The following is a 17,097-nucleotide window of genomic DNA, read 5'->3' on the forward strand; positions in this document are numbered from 1 at the left end:
ATGCTTCTAATTTATATAGCTATTCACTTAAGCTCAACATAGGCTGCGGAACCACGGCTTACCAGAATTCGATGTGCTTGAATGTGAAACCCGAAGCTCAGTTTGTTTATTCGCCTGTGCAGCTCTCATCAGAGATTTTCAGGTGTTCTAGTTTCACCAGCTGAATTTCGGTACAGCGAAAAATAGTCGAATGGCCAAAAAAGTCATTTAGTTTCACTTCAAAATACTCCCGTTGGCCCACTCTTTTCCTGCTGACGGACATCGCTGGCGGGATTGTTTCTTGTAACTCTGTGACTTGTAGATTCGCATTTTTCAAAATAAAGCTAGCGGACCATCGCGCAATCAGTTTACGTTCAAATCTTTCCTCGTCGAGATAGTCGCACACGAACTGTTCCAGCAGCATAGAAAATTCTGCGAAGTATGTTCCTATGTGCGGGTTGTATTGTTTTATGGGAAATTCTGTAAAACTACAATCGGATAAATTTGGAGAATAGCCCAATATATCTTGCAATAAATCGCCACCTTGAATGAACGTAACTCCTTCAATACCATTTGGAAACGGTATTGGATGATTGACTTCTTTCCCTATAAAATTGCCTGCCTCAAGTACTTCTATGACTTTCTCCATTTCCTTGGATTTATCTACATAAAAGTTTGTTCCCACCACAAAACTCACCAAAGAACCATGTTTCTGAAAGCGTTGAATATCTTCAAGTATGCCTTGCTTTACCTCCAGCGGAGCATTTGAGAAGAAGCTCGCCTGACCAGTTTTCGCGATGCACTCTTCACATAAAGATATTAAGTTGCACAATATGGCTTCACCTCTTTCCCATAAATCTAGCCAGTAGTTCATCTGCTCTTGATAGGATTCTTGAGTCATTTTTTTTCCTGATAAATTTGATGATGCAAGATCAAGTACTTTGGCTGCTTATAAGATGCCACAAGAATTCACTATATTCGTCCCCTTGCGGCAATTCATAGTCTGTCTTCAAGACTTTTCTTGTGCTGATGACTTCTTTAATTTCTTTAGGGTTAAAGCCAATTTTTTCTTCTTCGACCATATACAAACCAGTACCGCGCTTTTGCCATAGTGGCAGAGTCTTGAAATTGATCTCCCTGCTGTGCAGCAAAGCTTCTTTTTCAGCCAGTGACTTGCCTTCTATGAAGCTGGTGGTCTCGTTTTGCGATTTACCTTCTTTCCTGAGCTGCCAGTAGCAATGCGCATTCAAGGCATTTCTGTTGGCATCTTCATTGCGCCAGCGAAAATAATCAACGACCAGATTCTGAGTGGGTAGCTGGCAGATGCGACAATCGAAGGCAGCAATTTGGCCCAGCATGAGGCTGAATTTGGCAGAGGCTTCACCCGCCAACAGGGAATTGTATTTTCTTAATTTGCGGCCAAAGGCATTGATATGCAGGTCAAACAGCAAGGAAATTTCATCGCTCTGGTTATAGGCATAGATAACTTTGAAGCCGCAATTCATCAGGTGCTTGCAGGTTTCTACCATCAGGTCACGAAACCTGATGTCAAACGGTGCTTCAAACGCGCACGTTTCTTTGGTCAGGCGGGTAAAGCTGCGGCCATCAATGCGGGCAATCATATACGTTCCGGTGGGGACGTAATCATCATGCGCTGTTTCATAGCCGCGCATGAGTTTTTCCAGTTCATCAAACTTCATTTTTTCCAATCAGTGGCAGTCAATTTACCATCTATAAAATCGACGTAATACAAGCGATCAAAACCCTCATCATAATCAGGGATTTCCAGTTTTCTGTGCGTATCCAGTATGCCGACCTTTGGCACCAGGTCTTTGCCTTGCCGCTGGCTATTCCATGCCAGCGCTCTATCGAGATCAGTCTTGAAGTAATACGCAGTCACCGGCCATTGTCTGGCCTTGATCTGTTCCAGATAGCTAGCCCGGATTTCTCTTGTTGGATTGGTGTTGTCAATGAGAAAGGGCATGCTGGTGTCAAAACAAAAATCCAGCAGGCGTTGCTGACGGTTTTTGGTTTTCAGCAAGTCATTGCTGATACGAAGGTGGCTATTGAAGAAATGTTCTTTGTAAAAAGAGGATTTGCCGCTGGCCTGTAATCCTATGAAGATGATGGCTTCCATTTGTGTGCATGCGAGTCTGTTTGGCCTGCATTGTGACACAGGCCAGCGCTTCAGCCCACCCGCGTGGCTGCCTTGATGCCGTCGGTGATAAAGCGCAGCAAGTACGGTGCTGCCAGATCCGCCTGCCGTGCCGGGCATAAACCATCAGACAGTCGTTCTATGCGGGTATCAACGACATGGTGTAGCAGGGCACCAAGGGCGAACTGATAGCTCCAGTAGACACTGTCAGCGGGGGCGTGGGGCAGGGCATCATGCAGGGCAGCGATGAATTCGCGTGCCATGGGGTCGTAGAATTCTCTCGTGATGCGGTCACTGGCTTCGTGCTGGTCAATCACACCGCGCATGACCATGCGCGAAAAGTTTGCGCCTTCGGCTTTTTCATTGAGTTTTAATACTGGCAGCACAAAAGCGGCGATGATGGCTTCCAGCGTGGTGCCAGGTGCACTATGTGTGCGTGCATGGCGCAAGCCGTTCAGGCGCTCTGCGATATAACCGCTGTGATGTTCATAGATGGCGTGATACAACTCATTCTTTGCGCCAAAGTAATAGCCTATCAGGGCGATGGGTACACCAGCTTCGTGGGCAATGTCGCGTATGGACACGCCTTCATAACTTTGCGCTGCAAAGCATTTCTCTGCAGCAATGAGAATGGCGCGCTTTTTTCCACTTAGTTCTTCAACAGAGCTCATGAGCTGATCCGACCAAATTGGCAAGTATGCGAATGCATTTAAAATAATGCAAAACTTTGCCGAATTGTACGGTCGTTCAGTTTATTGTCTATGCGCACTGCAACATAGCTCAACTTAATGACGGGCTTTGTTGTATGCACAAACATTGGGCGAAAATGCCTTGTATTTGACTGACAGCTGCCATAAATTGCATCAAAATAGAATGAACGTATTTTTTAGGGCCATACTGCTTGGTAATTGGCCCGGACAACTGGTAAATAAAAGCGACAACCTTCATGAGTGAAACCACCCGTATCGATAAATGGCTATGGGCAGCCAGATTTTTTAAAACCCGCAGCCTGGCCACCAATGCCATAGAGCTGGGCCGCGCCCTGCAAAACGGGCAGCGCGTCAAACCTGCACATAATGTCAAAGTCGGCGACCTGATCGAGGTGCAACAGGCTGAGCAGGTATGGCAGGTCAGGGTTTTGCGCATACTGGAAACCCGTGGCTCGGCCACCATCGCCCAGACCATGTATGAAGAAACCGCAGAGAGCGCAGCAAAACGCGCGAAGGCAGCAGAAGACAGAAAGTATTTCCGGGAACCAACTGCCACCATGGCAGGCAGACCCACCAAGCGCGACAGGCGACAACTGGACCAGACGCATAATCAGGAATTATTCAGTAATGAGTCAGGACTAAGCAAAAAACAAAAAAAGAAAGGCAGGAGGCAAAGTACTTAGGACTTACGCAAAATTGTCCCAGCAAGGCTATCGCGGATAGGAAACCTCCCTTGCAGGGGAGGTTCGTTACGTTGGCAGACAACATGTTGTCTGAAACCCCAACTCCACCGCAGCGACGAAGACAGTACTTTAGTACGGCTAGGAGCTGCAACGCAGCTGGGGCGGTTTTGCGTAGGTCCTTATAATAGATACTCTCCTCTAAAGACGGAATCTGGTTTGACTTTTCATGCGCTGTGCATAATAGTACGAGCGTTCGATAAATTCATTTGTTTGCATCACTTTTTGCTTCATTTAATGGTCAATACGGGCAGACATGAATCTTTTCAACACAATCAATGTAATATGAATATGACATCAAAATTCATGCGCAAGGGGGAACTGACCCGCGCCGCCATTCTGGACGTAGCCCTGGATGCTGCCAGCCGTGATGGTATCGAGGGGCTGACCATAGGTTTGCTGGCTGACAAGATGAACATGAGCAAGTCTGGCGTGTTCGCCCATTTCGGTTCGCGTGAAGATTTACAGATCGAAGTGCTGAAGTTGTACCACCATCATTTCGAGCAAGAGGTGTTCTATCCAAGCATGAAAGAAGAACGTGGCCTGCCGCGTTTGCAATCCATGTTTGCCTTATGGGTCAAGCGCGTTACGGTAGAGATTGCATCTGGCTGTATCTATATCAGCGGAGCAGCCGAATACGATGACAGGGCTGGGCCTATCAGGGATGAGCTGGTTGGTATGGTCCACGCGTGGCAGGGTGCCTTGCACCGCGCCGCAGCACAGGCGATACAACTGGGCCATTTGCGTGATGATGTCGAGCCTGAACAGATTGTGTATGAGATGTATGGCCTCATATTAGCCCTGCACCATGATGCGAGATTCTTGCGCAAACCGGGTAGCGTGGGCCGTGCCGAAGTCGGATTTGAACGAATGATCGAGTATTACGCGCCGGTGCAGGTCACAGCCTGAATTTAGCAGGATTTAAGAGACACCGTCGCAAACAATTTGTATCCACATTTACCGTTTTAACTTTGCCGTCAGGAGAAAATCATGGGTCAATATATCGCTCCATTGCGTGATATGCAGTTCGTGTTGCATGAGCTGTTGAATGTAGAAGAAGAATTGAAACAGCTGCCCAAGCACGCTGATGTTGATGGCGACATCATCAACCAGATTTTGGAAGAAGGCGGCAAATTCACTTCCAATGTATTGTTTCCACTGAACCACTCCGGTGATCGCGAAGGCTGCCACCACGACAAGACCAACCACACCGTCACAACACCAAAAGGCTTTAAAGAAGCCTACAAGCAATACGTGGAAGCTGGCTGGCCTGCATTGTCTTGCGACCCGGAATTCGGCGGCCAGGGCTTGCCACTGGTGGTCAACAATTCTTTCTATGAAATGTTGAATTCATCGAACCAGGCCTGGTCCATGTATCCGGGTTTGTCCCATGGTGCCTATGAATGTATCCATGAGCATGGCACGCCAGAACAAAAATCCCTGTACCTGCCCAAGTTGATCTCTGGCGACTGGACTGGCACCATGTGCCTGACCGAGCCACATTGCGGTACTGACCTGGGCATGCTGCGTTCCAAAGCAGAACCGCAGGCTGACGGCAGCTACAAAATCACAGGCGCAAAGATTTTCATCTCTGCCGGTGAACACGATATGTCAGAAAACATCGTCCATCTGGTACTGGCACGTTTGCCAGGCGCACCAGAAGGTTCGAAAGGTATTTCCCTGTTCATCGTTCCTAAATATCTGCCAAATGCAGATGGCAGCAATGGTGCACGCAATCCTATTTTCTGCGGCGCGATTGAAGAAAAAATGGGTATCCACGGCAATTCTACTTGCCAGATGAACCTGGATGGTGCGACTGGCTGGTTGATTGGTGGTCCGCACAAGGGTTTGAATGCGATGTTCGTATTCATGAATGCTGCACGTCTGGGCGTGGGCATGCAAGGCTTGGGTCTGACAGAAGTGGCTTACCAAAATGCCCTGGTCTATGCAAAAGACCGTATCCAGATGCGCAGCCTGTCTGGCCCTAAGGCACCGGATAAGCCAGCTGACCCTATCATTGTCCACGCTGACGTACGCCGCATGCTGTTCACAGCAAAAGCCTACGCAGAAGGTGCACGCGCATTCTGCTCCTACGTTGCCCTGCAACTGGATAAAGAACTGAATCATCCTGATGAACAAGTCCGTAAAGACTGCGCTGACGAAGTCGCCTTGCTGACACCAGTCATCAAAGCTTTCATCACGGACAATGCATGGACAGCAACGTCCGAGTGCTTGCAAGTTTACGGTGGCCACGGTTTCATCGCTGAATGGGGCATGGAGCAATATGTACGCGATGCCCGCATCAACATGATTTATGAAGGCACAAATACAGTACAGTCCCTGGACTTGCTGGGCCGTAAAATCCTGATGGATAATGGTGCAAAACTGCGCAAATTCGGTGCCAAGGTACAAGCTTTTGTTGAAGCCAATGGCACTAACGAAGCACTGGCAGAATTCGTTACTCCACTGGCTGAGCTGGGCGACAAAGTCACCAAGCTGACCATGGAAATCGGCATGAAAGCCTTCCAGAATCCGGATGAAGTCGGCGCTGCTGCCGTGCCTTATCTGCGCGTAGTCGGTCACCTGGTCTACAGCTATTTCTTTGCACAAATGGCAAAAATCGCTCTTGAAAAACAAGATTCTGGCGACAAGTTCTATGTCTCCAAACTGGCAACAGTGCGTTTCTACTTTGCCCGCCTGTATCCGGAAACAGCGATGCTGATCCGCCAGGCACGTTCTGGTTCTGCCAATTTGCTGGCACTCGAAGCTGATTTGTTCTAATCAAACATGCGCCCCTTCCCATGTACATGGGAAGGGGCGTTCTACCTGAGGTTAAAAATGACCAATTTCATCGTTAAAAAAGTCGCCGTTCTTGGCGCTGGCGTGATGGGTGCGCAAATTGCTGCTCACTGTATCAATGCAAAGATACCTGTAGTCCTGTTTGATCTGCCAGCCAAGGAAGGCCCAAAAAACGGCATCGTCCTGCGCGCTATCGAGAACCTGAAAAAGTTGAATCCTGCGCCACTGGGCAACAAGGATGACGCCGCTTTGATCGAAGTCGCCAATTACGAAGACAATCTCGACGTGCTGGCCGGTTGCGACCTGATCATTGAAGCCATTGCAGAACGCATGGACTGGAAACATGATCTGTACAAAAAGGTGTCTCCGCACATTGCACCAAATGCGATTTTCGCATCCAACACTTCCGGCCTGTCCATCACAGCCCTGTCTGACGGCTTTGATGCAGAACTGAAAGCCCGTTTCTGCGGCGTGCATTTCTTCAACCCACCGCGCTATATGCACTTGGTGGAATTGATTCCTACCGTTGCAACCCGTCCAGAAATCATCGACCAGCTCGAAGGCTTCCTGACGACATCCCTGGGTAAAGGCGTAGTGCGCGCCAAAGACACACCTAACTTCATCGCCAACCGCGTCGGTATCTTCGGCATGCTGGCAACGATTTATGAAGCAGAAAAATTTGGTCTGACCGTCGATGTCGTCGATGACCTGACAGGCAAAAAACTGGGCCGTGCTTCTTCCGGTACTTTCCGTACTGCTGACGTGGTTGGTCTCGATACCATGGGCCATGTCATCAAGACCATGCAAGACAATCTGTCTGATGATCCTTTCTTCGCTGTCTATAAAACACCTGAAGTGCTGGCCAAACTGGTCGCTGCAGGTGCTTTGGGTCAAAAATCCGGTGCCGGTTTCTACAAAAAAGTCGGCAAGGACATCCAGCGTCTGGACTTCGCGACAGCACAATATGTGACTGGCGGCGCCAAGGCTGACGACGTCGTCGCCCGCATGCTGAAAGAAAAAGACCCGGTCAAGAAAATGAAAACCCTGCGTGAATCGACCAATGTACAGGCACAGTTCCTGTGGGCGATTTTCCGTGATGCCTTCCATTACATCGCTGTGCATGGCGCAACGATAGCCGACAATGCACGCGACATCGACTTTGCGATGCGCTGGGGCTTTGGCTGGAATGTAGGCCCGTTTGAAACATGGCAGGCATCTGGCTGGCAAGAAGTGGCAGGCTGGGTCAAGGAAGATATCGACGCAGGCAAGGCACTGTGCAATGCACCGCTGCCAGCCTGGGTATTTGATGGCCGCACCGGTGTTCATACCGCCGAAGGCTCATGGTCATCAGCCAGTGCTAGCTACTCACCACGTTCCACTCTCGCAGTGTACGATCGCCAGGCCTTCCGTGCACCAGTACTGGGTACAGGCGCGGCAACAGGTGCAAATGCCGGCACGACTTTCTTTGAAGATGAATCCGTCCGTATCTGGCATCAGAATGACGACGTACTGGTCCTGTCACTGAAAACCAAGATGCATGTGATTGGCCCAGGCGTCATCGAAGGCATGGAAAAAGCCATCGCTGAAGCCGAGAAAAACTTCAAGGGTCTGGTCATCTGGAGTGCAGATGCGGCTGACGGCGGTGCCTTCTCTGCGGGTGCTGACTTGCAAGCCATGCTGCCTTTATTCATGTCCGGTGGTGTCAAGGCAATCGAGCCAGCAATCTCCCGCCTGCAAGATGCACATCAGGCTTTGAAATATGCCAATATCCCTGTAGTTGCTGCCGTATCCGGTCTGGCACTCGGTGGTGGTTGCGAATTGATGATGCACGCAGCAAAACGCGTGGCATCCATCGAGTCTTACATCGGTCTGGTAGAAGTGGGCGTAGGCCTGGTTCCTGGCGGTGGTGGTTTGAAAGAAGCAGCAGTACGTGCAGCGGCAGATGCCAAAGGCACAGATTTGCTGCAGTTCCTGAAAAATTACTTCACCAACGCAGCCACAGCCGCCGTCTCCAAATCTGCGCTGGAAGCACAGAAGATGGGTTATTTGTCTGCGGATGACGTGATCGTCTTCAACCCTTACGAATTGCTGCACGTTGCCAAGGTCGAAGCACGCGCCATGTTTGATGCCGGTTACCGCGCACCACTGCGCAAGCTGGTGCCAGTCACTGGCCGTCATGGTATTGCCACGATCGCTGCCCAACTGATCAATATGCGTGATGGTGGCTTCATCTCTGCACATGACTTCAAACTCGGCAAAATGATTGCCGAAGTGGTTTGCGGCGGTGACATCGATAATGGCAGCCTGGTCAGCGAGCAATGGCTGCTCGACATGGAGCGCAAAGCGTTTATGGAATTGCTGAATCATCCAAAAACACAAGAGCGCATTATGGGCATGATGCAAACTGGCAAGCCAGTCCGTAACTAAATAGAAAAGCTTACAGACCAAAAACCTTTGGACACAGAGACACGGAGACACAGAGATGGCACAGAGAACACCCTGTTGTTTTGATTTTCTCCGTTTTTCCTCTGTGTCTCTGTGCCTCTGTGGTGAGGGGTTTTTGAAGAGTAAGCCTGAGCTGACCTTAACGAATTGAGGTAATCAAAAATGACTAAACAACTCCAAGACGCCTACATCGTCTCTGCTACCCGTACCCCGATCGGCAAATCTGGTCGCGGCATGTTCCGTAACACCCGCCCTGATGACTTGCTGGTGCGCGTACTGCAATCTGCTTTTGCGCAAGTGCCTAATCTTGATCCTAAACTGGCTGAAGATGCCATCATTGGTTGTTCTTTCCCTGAAGGCGCACAAGGCCTGAACCTGGCACGTATGGGTATCTTGCTGGCAGGTTTGCCTAACACTATCGGTGGCGTCACCATTAACCGTTATTGCGCATCCGGCATCACTGCTGTTGCGATGGCGGCAGACCGCATCCGTGTTGGCCAGGCTGACGTGATGATCGCCGGTGGTGTCGAATCCATGTCCATGGTGCCTATGATGGGTAGCAACCCATCAATGAACATGGCTATCCTGAAAGATGAAAACGTAGGCATGGCCTACGGCATGGGTCTGACAGCAGAAAAAGTAGCCCAGCAATGGAAAGTATCCCGTGAAGCACAGGATGCATTTGCCCTGCAGTCGCACCAACGTGCCATCGCCGCGCAAAACGCTGGCTACTTTGATGCTGAGACTACTTCTGTCGATATCATCGACCGTGTGCCTAACCTGGCAACTGGCGAAATCGAACTGAAAACCCGTACCGTCAGCCGTGACGAAGGCGCACGTCCAGATACTTCCATCGAAGGCCTGGCAAAACTGAAACCTGTGTTCGCCGCCAAAGGCAGCGTCACTGCAGGTAACAGCTCACAAACTTCCGACGGCGCTGGTGCCCTGATCCTGGTCAGCGAAAAAATCCTGAAAGAATTCAACCTGACACCACTGGCACGTTTCGCTTCTTTTGCAGTACGCGGCGTACCACCAGAAATCATGGGCATAGGTCCTAAAGAAGCCATCCCGGCAGCATGCCGTGCCGCTGGCATCACGCAAGACCAGATCGACTGGTTTGAATTGAATGAAGCTTTTGCTGCACAATCCCTGGCCGTGGTACAAGATCTGGGCCTGGACCCAGCCAAGGTCAACCCTATGGGCGGCGCGATTGCCCTCGGCCACCCACTGGGTGCAACTGGTGCGATCCGTTCTGCAACGACGATACATGCACTACATCGCAACAACCTGAAATACGGCATGGTCACCATGTGCGTAGGTACAGGTATGGGCGCAGCAGGTATTTTTGAACGCATGTAAGCTGCTTGCCTGAACAAAAAATGAACCGCGCAGACTGTATTTTCTGCGCGGTTTTTTTTAAGGAGCCGAGTTTGAAGGAGATGTGATGGAGACGGTACAAATTATTACTGCAGATGGCACTGCGCTGACAGCTAAAAAATTCACACCCACAGGCGCAATAAAATCAGTCGTCGTCATGCCGGCTGCCATGGGTGTGAAACAAAATTTCTACGAGCCTTTCGCTGAGTTTTTGGCGGAGAATGGCATAGCTGTTTTGAGTTTTGATTACCGCGGCATGGGCGAATCCATACCTGAGCAATATCGTAATTCATTACGTGGCTTTGATGCCGACATCCTGGTCTGGGCAGAGCGTGATTACAATGCCGCCCTCAAGACTGCCAAGGAATGGCAAACGGATGTACCTCTGCTCATCGTCGGCCACTCGCTTGGCGGGCAACTGCCTGGCCTGGTACCAGACAACCATCTCATTGATGGCATGCTGACAGTCGGTTGCGGTAGTGGCTACTGGCGCGATAATTCACCGCAATTGAAACGCTTTGTCTGGCTCATGTGGTATTTCCTCGTGCCTTTGTATACCCGTATCTGGGGTTATTTCCCCGGTAAAAAAATGCGCAAGGTCGGTGATTTGCCCAAGGGGGTGATTTATCAATGGTCACGCTGGTGCCGCAGCCCTGAATATTTTGTGAAAAAAGATGGTAGCCCCATGCAAACCGGTCACCATAAAATCCACAAGCCCATATTGTGCATGAGCTTTACTGACGATGAAATGATGAGCCGCCGCAGCATAGACAGCATGCATGACTACTACAGCAATGCCAGGGTTGAACGCCGTTATATCAATCCCAAAGACGTTGATGCCAGACGCATAGGACATTTTGGCTTTTTCCGCCCACAGTTCCGCAACACACTTTGGCAGCAAGCCTTACAATGGCTGACTACTGCACCACAATCTACCTGATCAATACCTGACATTAAGAGACAACAATAATGGATATCCTGACCCACAAAGAAAATGGTATTTTGACGATCAACTTCAATCGTCCAGAAAAGAAAAACGCCATCACCCAGGCCATGTACCAGGCCATGGCAGACGCACTGCGCGATGCAGAAACAGACGTGGCCGTACGCGCCATCCTCATCACCGGCAAGCCAGAAATTTTCACCGCCGGCAATGATCTTGAAGACTTCATGAAAAACGCCCGCAGCCTGGCCGAGCCAGACGCCGTGCCACCGGTCTATCAATTCATGCAAGCCTTGAATGAATCAGGCAAGCCAGTAATAGCCGCAGTCTCCGGCGCCGCTGTCGGCATAGGCACCACGCTGCTCATGCATTGCGACATGATTTACCTGGCTGATAATGCCAAATTGTCCATGCCATTCACCCAGCTTGGCCTGTGCCCTGAATTTGCCTCCAGCATGATATTCCAGCAAATCGTTGGCTATCAACGCGCCGCAGAGAAACTGATGCTCGGCGAAGCCTTCAGCGCTGCCGAAGCCTTTGAAATCGGCTTTGTCAATAAAGTCCTGCCTCTGGAAGAACTGCTGCCTTACGCCCAGCAACAGGCCGCCAAACTCGTGGCATTACCAGCTGCATCCATACGTGCCACCAAGCGTCTGATGAAAGGCAGCCAGCCAGCTGCCATCAGCACCAAGATGACAGAAGAAAACAAGTACTTCTCAGCGATGTTGAATGCACCCGAAGCGAAAGAAGCGTTCATGGCTTTTTTCCAAAAGAGGAAGCCAGACTTTAGTCAGTTCAATTAAACGATAGTCGGTCTCAAATTTTGCTGACCGATTGCCTGCCGCAAAAGTCAGATTGCCAAATGTCGGAAAAGCCTGCTTGAAAGCCAGGCTTTTTGTATTTCAATATGGATGATATAAATGATGTGACATATCATTTTAGCCATTCAAAAGAAGCAACAATAGCGAAGAATGAGGCGAAGCGAGAAGCCAACTTATCATAGCGTGTTGCAATTCGTCTGAATTGTTTGATTCTCGCAAAAAAACGTTCGATTACATTGCGGTTGCGATACTGAAAAGCATCAATTTCTCTTGGCTCTTTCCGGTTCGATTTTGACGGGATCACAACCTTCGCATTTCTCTCTTGAATGCGCGCAATCAAAGCATTGGCATCATAAGCTTTGTCTGCCAGTACTGCTCCTGGCTGTAGGTCTTTGAGTAATGCCTCTGCTTGCGTCACATCATGACAATGACCCCCAGTAAGCAGGAAACGGGCTGCTTGCCCCAAGCCTTCCACACATACATGAATTTTAGTAGTCAATCCCCCGCGAGAACGGCCAAGAGCTTGCTCTCCTTTTTTTTGGCTGCGCCCGCTGCGTGTTGGTGTGCTCTCACCACTGTGCTATCAAGGTACACCTCTTCAAAATCAGCTTCTTCTCGCAACACAGAAAAAATACTTTGCCAACAATCTCGTTCAGACCACCGCGCAAAGCGCGTATAGACCGTGTTCCAGTAGCCAAACTCAACCGGCAAATCTCGCCACGGACTACCTGTGCGGGCTATCCACAACACTGCTTCAATAAACAGCCTGTCATTTCCACCAGCCCTGCCTCCGCCTCCTGTTCGTCCAGGCAACAGCCTCTCTATTCTTGCCCATTGATCGTCACGCAACAACATTCTCGACATCCTTGATTCGCCCAAATTCAAGGATGTAAACACATTTTCGGAAAAGTTAACAGCCCTCATGCAAAATAGATATGTCAACACGCCCTAGTTTTATGCTGAAGCCATGGAATTTGTTTGTAGTTGGGGATTTTAGCCATGCAGCGTAGAACTTTATTGCAACTTGCCTGCTTGTCGGGTTTATTGCCAAGCCTTGCCTTGTCACAAGACAGCAAGCTGTTGCAAATTTCCACGTTGATAGAAAAAGACCCGGCCACAAAGATAGCAGAGAGAATCATGGAGATTGCTTACCGCAAGCTGGGCATGAGCATGAATATCCACTATCTGCCAGGTGAACGTTCTTTGCGCAGTGCCAATAATGGTGAAATGGATGCCGAGCTGTACCGCAAGCTGGGCATGGACAGGGATTATCCCAACCTGGTCATTGTTCCAGTTCCTTTATTGACGTATGAAATTGTTATCTTTACTAATGGCACCAATTTTGTTGTCAGCGGCTGGGAGAGCCTGCGGCCTTATACGATAGGCTTTGTCAAAGGCATCAAGATCATTGAACAAAACACGACAGGGATGAAGCTGGAATCAGCTCCCACAGTGCGCCAGGCATTTCAAAAGATGCTGCTGGGGCGCTCTGATATTGTCGTATCCAACCGCATCTCTGGCCAGGCTGTGCTGGATGAGATGAAGCAGACAGATATCACCGTGCTCACGCCTCCTCTGGCGACTTTCCCGGTATTTCATTACCTTAACAAGAAACATGCAGCGCTGGTACCTGCCTTGACTGAGGTTTTACAGAAGATGCAAAAGGACAAGACCATTGAGGGCATACAACATGCTGTACTCGCAGAGATACAGCGTGGGAATTAGGCAGGATGATAGTGTCTTTCAGATTAAAAAAACGCAGTAAAGAAAACTTTGCTGCGTTTTTTCAGTAATGATGCAGGTTCACTGCAAATTACGCATGCGGGCACGCATAGGCTTGAGTACGGCCAGCGCCATGATGGCGGCCAGAGCATTCAAACCTGCGGCGATGTAGAACACTTCGTGCCAGCCTTTATAGGCTTCTACTACATATACAGACAGTGGCACCAGCAGCGATGCCGTACCCTTGGCGGTGTAGAGTAGTCCAGCATTGGTTGCGGCAAATTTACTGCCAAAGGTGTCGCCGCAAGTGGAAGGGAAGAGGCTGTAGATTTCACCCCAGCCAAAAAATACCAGGCCAGTCAGCAAGACGAAAAGGACAGGGTCTTTACCAAAAATGCTCAGCGCCAGTATGCCTACCGCTTCCATGGAAAAGGCAATGAACATGGTGTTTTCACGACCGATATTATCGGATACCCAGCCAAAGAAAGGGCGGGTGACGCCGTTGAAAATACGGTCCAGTGACAGGGCAAAGGTCAGGGCAGGCAAGGTGAAGCCTATCAGTGATACAGGAATTTCAGCAATTTTGAAATCCTTGGCAATAGGAGCCAGTTGTGCTGTCGCAACCAGGCCGCCAGCAGCCATCATGACGAACATCAAATACATGACCCAGAACACTGGTGTCTTGATCATTTGCTTCCAGGTGAAATCTACCTTGGTCTGGCTGACACGTGCTGCTGGTGCTGCGGTAGTCGGAGCAGTCTTTGGCGTGCTCAACAAGAAGGACAGCAAGAATACCACCAAGCCCTGGCCCAGACCAAAATACAGGAAGGCTGATTCATAGCCACTGTTCTTGATCATGGCTGAAATAGGGATGATGGTCAGCGCCGACCCCATGCCAAATCCGGCGGCGGTCAGGCCCGCTGCCAGCCCACGGCGGTCAGGGAACCATTTGAGCGCATTGCCCACGCAGGTGCCATATACAGCACCAGCGCCAATACCGCCGATTGCTGCAGCGAGATACAGTATCGTCAGGGAATCAGCATAGGAGTTCATGATCCAGGCCACGCCTATCAGCAAACCACCGACCATCACGACAGGGCGGGGACCGAATTTATCAACCAGGTAGCCTTCTACCGGCACCAGCCAGGTTTCTGTCAGCACAAAGATGAAAAATGCAACCTGTATGGCTTTGCGGCCCCAATGGTATTTTTGATCGAGGGGATCAACAAACAAGGTCCAGCCGTATTGCAGATTGGCGATCATCGCCATGCAGATGATGCCTAGCAATAATTGCAGCCAGCGGTACTGCGAGGCGGTTGCTACCAGAGGTAGTTCTGGCTTGAGGGATATTTCCGGAGCCATGCGCCTGTCCTTTAATCAGAATCTGAGAGGTGAATAGAAGCAATGCTGGGTCACACTGGAGATACAGAATCATATGCAAAAAATTTTGTCGAATTTGCTAGCCGATTCGACTAGATTATCATAAGACATTTAAAGCTATTTGATAAAAATACCTTTAGCATATGCTTATTTGTTAAGAATTCAAATTCGCTCCCTACCTTATTGATATGACACATTGGTTACGCTTTGAACATGAAAATCAGTCTGGCTTTGGTAGCCTTGAAGCTGGCATCATCACCGTCTGCGAAGGAGATTTATTTACGAATCCCATACCCACAGGACAGACACTGGCACTGAGTGAAGTGCGTCTGCTCACACCCAGCCAGGCTTCAAAAATGATAGGTCTGTGGAATAATTATCACGAGCTGGCAGACAAACAGGGCCAGGCCATTCCTGACGAGCCTTTGTACTTCATCAAGACTTCCAACTCCTACCTGCCGCACGATGGCATCATCAAACGCCCCCCGCATATGAAGGCAAAATCCTGTACGAAGGTGAACTCGGCATCGTCATCGGCAAGACTTGCTGCAACGTGAGTGAGGAGGTGGCCTCTGCCAGTATTTTCGGCTACACCTGTGTCAATGATGTGACAGCATTGGAATTATTGCAACGTGATGCCAGCTTCGCTCAGTGGTGCAGGGCCAAGAGTTGCGACAGCTTTGGTGTGTTCGGGCCTGTGATTGCTACCGGGCTGGACGCACAAACGTTGACGGTCAAGACATTGTTAAACGGCAAGGAGCGGCAAAATTATTCCTGCCGCGATATGATCTTTACCCCGGCACAGATCGTCAGCATGATTTCACGCGAGATGACATTATTTGCGGGCGATGTCATTGCCTGTGGTACTTCGACAGGCGCAGGCCCCCTGCGTAGCGGCCAGGTGGTAGAAGTTGTGATAGATGGCATAGGCAGTTTGCGCAATAGTTTTGACAGTCTTGAGGATAAAAATATATGAAGATAGCGGTAGTGGGTGCAGGTGCGATTGGCGGCTACCTGGCAGTAAAACTTGCGCAGGCTGGGCATAAGGTCAGTGTGGTGATACGCGGTGCCAACTTGCAGGCCGTGCGTGAAAACGGCATGAAACTGATCATGGATGATGGCAGCGAACATGTGGCAAATATCTTCGCTACTGACCGTATTGCCGATTTGCCGGTGCAGGATGTCGTCATCCTTGGCATGAAGGCGCATCAGGTTGCGGCAGTGGCTGCCGACATACCTGCCTTGCTGGGTCCAGAATCCATCGTCGTGACAGCGCAGAACGGTGTGCCCTGGTGGTATTTCCAAAAACATGGCGGTGACTACGAAGGGCGCAGGGTAGAAGCAGTTGATCCTGGTGGTGTGGTAACTGCCCACATAGACATCGACAAAGTCATAGGCTGCATCATTTACCCTGCTTGTGAAATCATTGCGCCTGGCGTCATCAAGCATATAGAAGGCAACCGTTTTTCACTCGGTGAAATTGATGGCAGCGATACGCCACGCATACTTGAGCTGGCGGATGCTTTGCGTGTAGCTGGTTTCAAGGCCCCGATCTCGTCCGACATCCGTTCAGAAATCTGGCTCAAGCTCTGGGGTAACCTGAGCTTCAACCCTATCAGTGCATTGACACATGCGACACTGGTAGATATCTGCGAATTTGCACCTGTACGTGAACTGGTCGCGCGCATGATGCGTGAAGGCCAGGCGATAGGCGAAAAGCTGGGTGTGAATTTCAAGGTCAGCATAGACAAGCGTATCGCCGGTGCCGCCGCTGTCGGCAAACACAAGACTTCCATGTTGCAGGATATTGAAGCTGGCCGCTCCATAGAACTTGAGGCGCTGGTCGGTACCGTCATAGAAATGGGCAGGATCACTGAAACGCCTACGCCAAATATAGAAGCAGTGTATGCATTGACTGCGCTGCTGGCACGTACAGTGCAGGAACAAAATGGCAAACTGCGTATTCAATAGTTAATAAGCAGTAGTCAGTAAGCAAAAGAAATAAACAGAAGAAGTCAGCGACTGA

General features: G+C 49.9%; 16 protein-coding genes and 1 pseudogene. 11 read left to right on the forward strand and 6 right to left on the reverse strand.

What is annotated here, in order from left to right; all coding sequences use genetic code 11:
• Positions 1–106: 106 nt before the first annotated feature.
• From UNDKW_RS03680 to UNDKW_RS03695, 4 genes are read right to left on the reverse strand one after another with little or no spacing between them, the layout of a single operon-like run.
• Positions 107–880, reverse strand: a complete 774-nt coding sequence (locus UNDKW_RS03680; protein WP_162057635.1) for a hypothetical protein — start codon at positions 878–880, stop codon at positions 107–109.
• A 31-nt stretch (positions 881–911) separates the two neighbouring features.
• Positions 912–1,679, reverse strand: a complete 768-nt coding sequence (locus tag UNDKW_RS03685) for a tRNA(His) guanylyltransferase Thg1 family protein (protein ID WP_162057636.1) — start codon at positions 1,677–1,679, stop codon at positions 912–914.
• The gene (locus tag UNDKW_RS03690) at positions 1,676–2,116 is read right to left on the reverse strand and encodes an ATP-binding protein (RefSeq protein WP_162057637.1); all 441 of its coding nucleotides are present in this window, start codon (positions 2,114–2,116) and stop codon (positions 1,676–1,678) included. The genes UNDKW_RS03685 and UNDKW_RS03690 overlap by 4 nt, the downstream gene beginning before the upstream one ends.
• Positions 2,117–2,166: 50 nt before the next feature.
• A complete protein-coding gene (locus tag UNDKW_RS03695; RefSeq protein ID WP_162057638.1) occupies positions 2,167–2,805 on the reverse strand; it encodes a TetR/AcrR family transcriptional regulator in 639 nt (212 codons plus the stop codon).
• A gap of 275 nt (positions 2,806–3,080) precedes the next feature.
• Between UNDKW_RS03695 and UNDKW_RS03700 the strand changes: the two are divergent.
• The 7 genes and pseudogenes from UNDKW_RS03700 to UNDKW_RS03730 form a co-directional block, all read left to right on the forward strand.
• Positions 3,081–3,446 (forward strand): annotated as a pseudogene (locus tag UNDKW_RS03700) (RNA-binding S4 domain-containing protein); the annotation flags it as partial.
• Positions 3,447–3,890: 444 nt separating this feature from the next.
• Entirely contained in the window at positions 3,891–4,493 is a 603-nt protein-coding gene (locus UNDKW_RS03705) for a TetR/AcrR family transcriptional regulator (RefSeq protein WP_162061746.1), read from the forward strand.
• A gap of 81 nt (positions 4,494–4,574) precedes the next feature.
• Positions 4,575–6,365: an acyl-CoA dehydrogenase C-terminal domain-containing protein gene (locus UNDKW_RS03710; RefSeq protein WP_162057640.1), complete on the forward strand. Its 1,791-nt coding sequence runs from the start codon at positions 4,575–4,577 to the stop codon at positions 6,363–6,365.
• Positions 6,366–6,422: 57 nt separating this feature from the next.
• Complete coding sequence (locus UNDKW_RS03715) at positions 6,423–8,810, forward strand: 3-hydroxyacyl-CoA dehydrogenase/enoyl-CoA hydratase family protein (RefSeq protein ID WP_162057641.1); 2,388 nt, start codon at positions 6,423–6,425, stop codon at positions 8,808–8,810.
• Between the two features lie 180 nt (positions 8,811–8,990).
• On the forward strand, positions 8,991–10,187 hold the full coding sequence (locus tag UNDKW_RS03720) for an acetyl-CoA C-acyltransferase (RefSeq protein WP_162057642.1): 1,197 nt from the start codon (positions 8,991–8,993) through the stop codon (positions 10,185–10,187).
• An 85-nt stretch (positions 10,188–10,272) separates the two neighbouring features.
• Entirely contained in the window at positions 10,273–11,145 is an 873-nt protein-coding gene (locus UNDKW_RS03725; RefSeq protein ID WP_162057643.1) for an alpha/beta fold hydrolase, read from the forward strand.
• A 29-nt stretch (positions 11,146–11,174) separates the two neighbouring features.
• On the forward strand, positions 11,175–11,951 hold the full coding sequence (locus UNDKW_RS03730) for an enoyl-CoA hydratase (protein ID WP_162057644.1): 777 nt from the start codon (positions 11,175–11,177) through the stop codon (positions 11,949–11,951).
• Positions 11,952–12,081: 130 nt separating this feature from the next.
• Here the strand turns inward: UNDKW_RS03730 and UNDKW_RS03735 are convergent.
• Positions 12,082–12,833 (reverse strand): IS5 family transposase gene (locus UNDKW_RS03735; protein ID WP_370529077.1). Its coding sequence is split into 2 segments (ribosomal slippage): positions 12,082–12,503 and positions 12,503–12,833, totalling 753 coding nucleotides; the frame shifts between segments, so codons are not numbered across the junction.
• 135 nt (positions 12,834–12,968) lie between these two features.
• Between UNDKW_RS03735 and UNDKW_RS03740 the strand changes: the two genes are divergently transcribed.
• Positions 12,969–13,694 (forward strand): ABC transporter substrate-binding protein, encoded by a 726-nt coding sequence (locus tag UNDKW_RS03740; protein WP_162057645.1) that lies wholly within the window; start codon positions 12,969–12,971, stop codon positions 13,692–13,694.
• A gap of 78 nt (positions 13,695–13,772) precedes the next feature.
• Here the strand turns inward: UNDKW_RS03740 and oxlT are convergent, their stop codons facing one another.
• A complete protein-coding gene (gene oxlT, locus UNDKW_RS03745; protein WP_162057646.1) occupies positions 13,773–15,053 on the reverse strand; it encodes an oxalate/formate MFS antiporter in 1,281 nt (426 codons plus the stop codon).
• Between the two features lie 206 nt (positions 15,054–15,259).
• Between oxlT and UNDKW_RS31030 the strand changes: the two genes are divergently transcribed.
• From UNDKW_RS31030 to UNDKW_RS03755, 3 genes are read left to right on the forward strand one after another with little or no spacing between them, the layout of a single operon-like run.
• Positions 15,260–15,628, forward strand: coding sequence for an Rv2993c-like domain-containing protein (locus UNDKW_RS31030; RefSeq protein WP_370529078.1), 369 nt, complete (start codon positions 15,260–15,262; stop codon positions 15,626–15,628).
• Positions 15,604–16,047: a fumarylacetoacetate hydrolase family protein gene (locus tag UNDKW_RS31035; protein ID WP_370529121.1), complete on the forward strand. Its 444-nt coding sequence runs from the start codon at positions 15,604–15,606 to the stop codon at positions 16,045–16,047. Before UNDKW_RS31030 ends, UNDKW_RS31035 begins: the two co-directional genes overlap by 25 nt.
• Positions 16,044–17,042, forward strand: coding sequence for a 2-dehydropantoate 2-reductase (locus UNDKW_RS03755; protein WP_162057647.1), 999 nt, complete (start codon positions 16,044–16,046; stop codon positions 17,040–17,042). The genes UNDKW_RS31035 and UNDKW_RS03755 overlap by 4 nt, the downstream gene beginning before the upstream one ends.
• The last annotated feature ends 55 nt before the right edge of the window (positions 17,043–17,097 follow it).

The sequence above is a fragment of the Undibacterium sp. KW1 genome (genome assembly GCF_009937955.1).
Classification (GTDB): domain Bacteria; phylum Pseudomonadota; class Gammaproteobacteria; order Burkholderiales; family Burkholderiaceae_D; genus Undibacterium.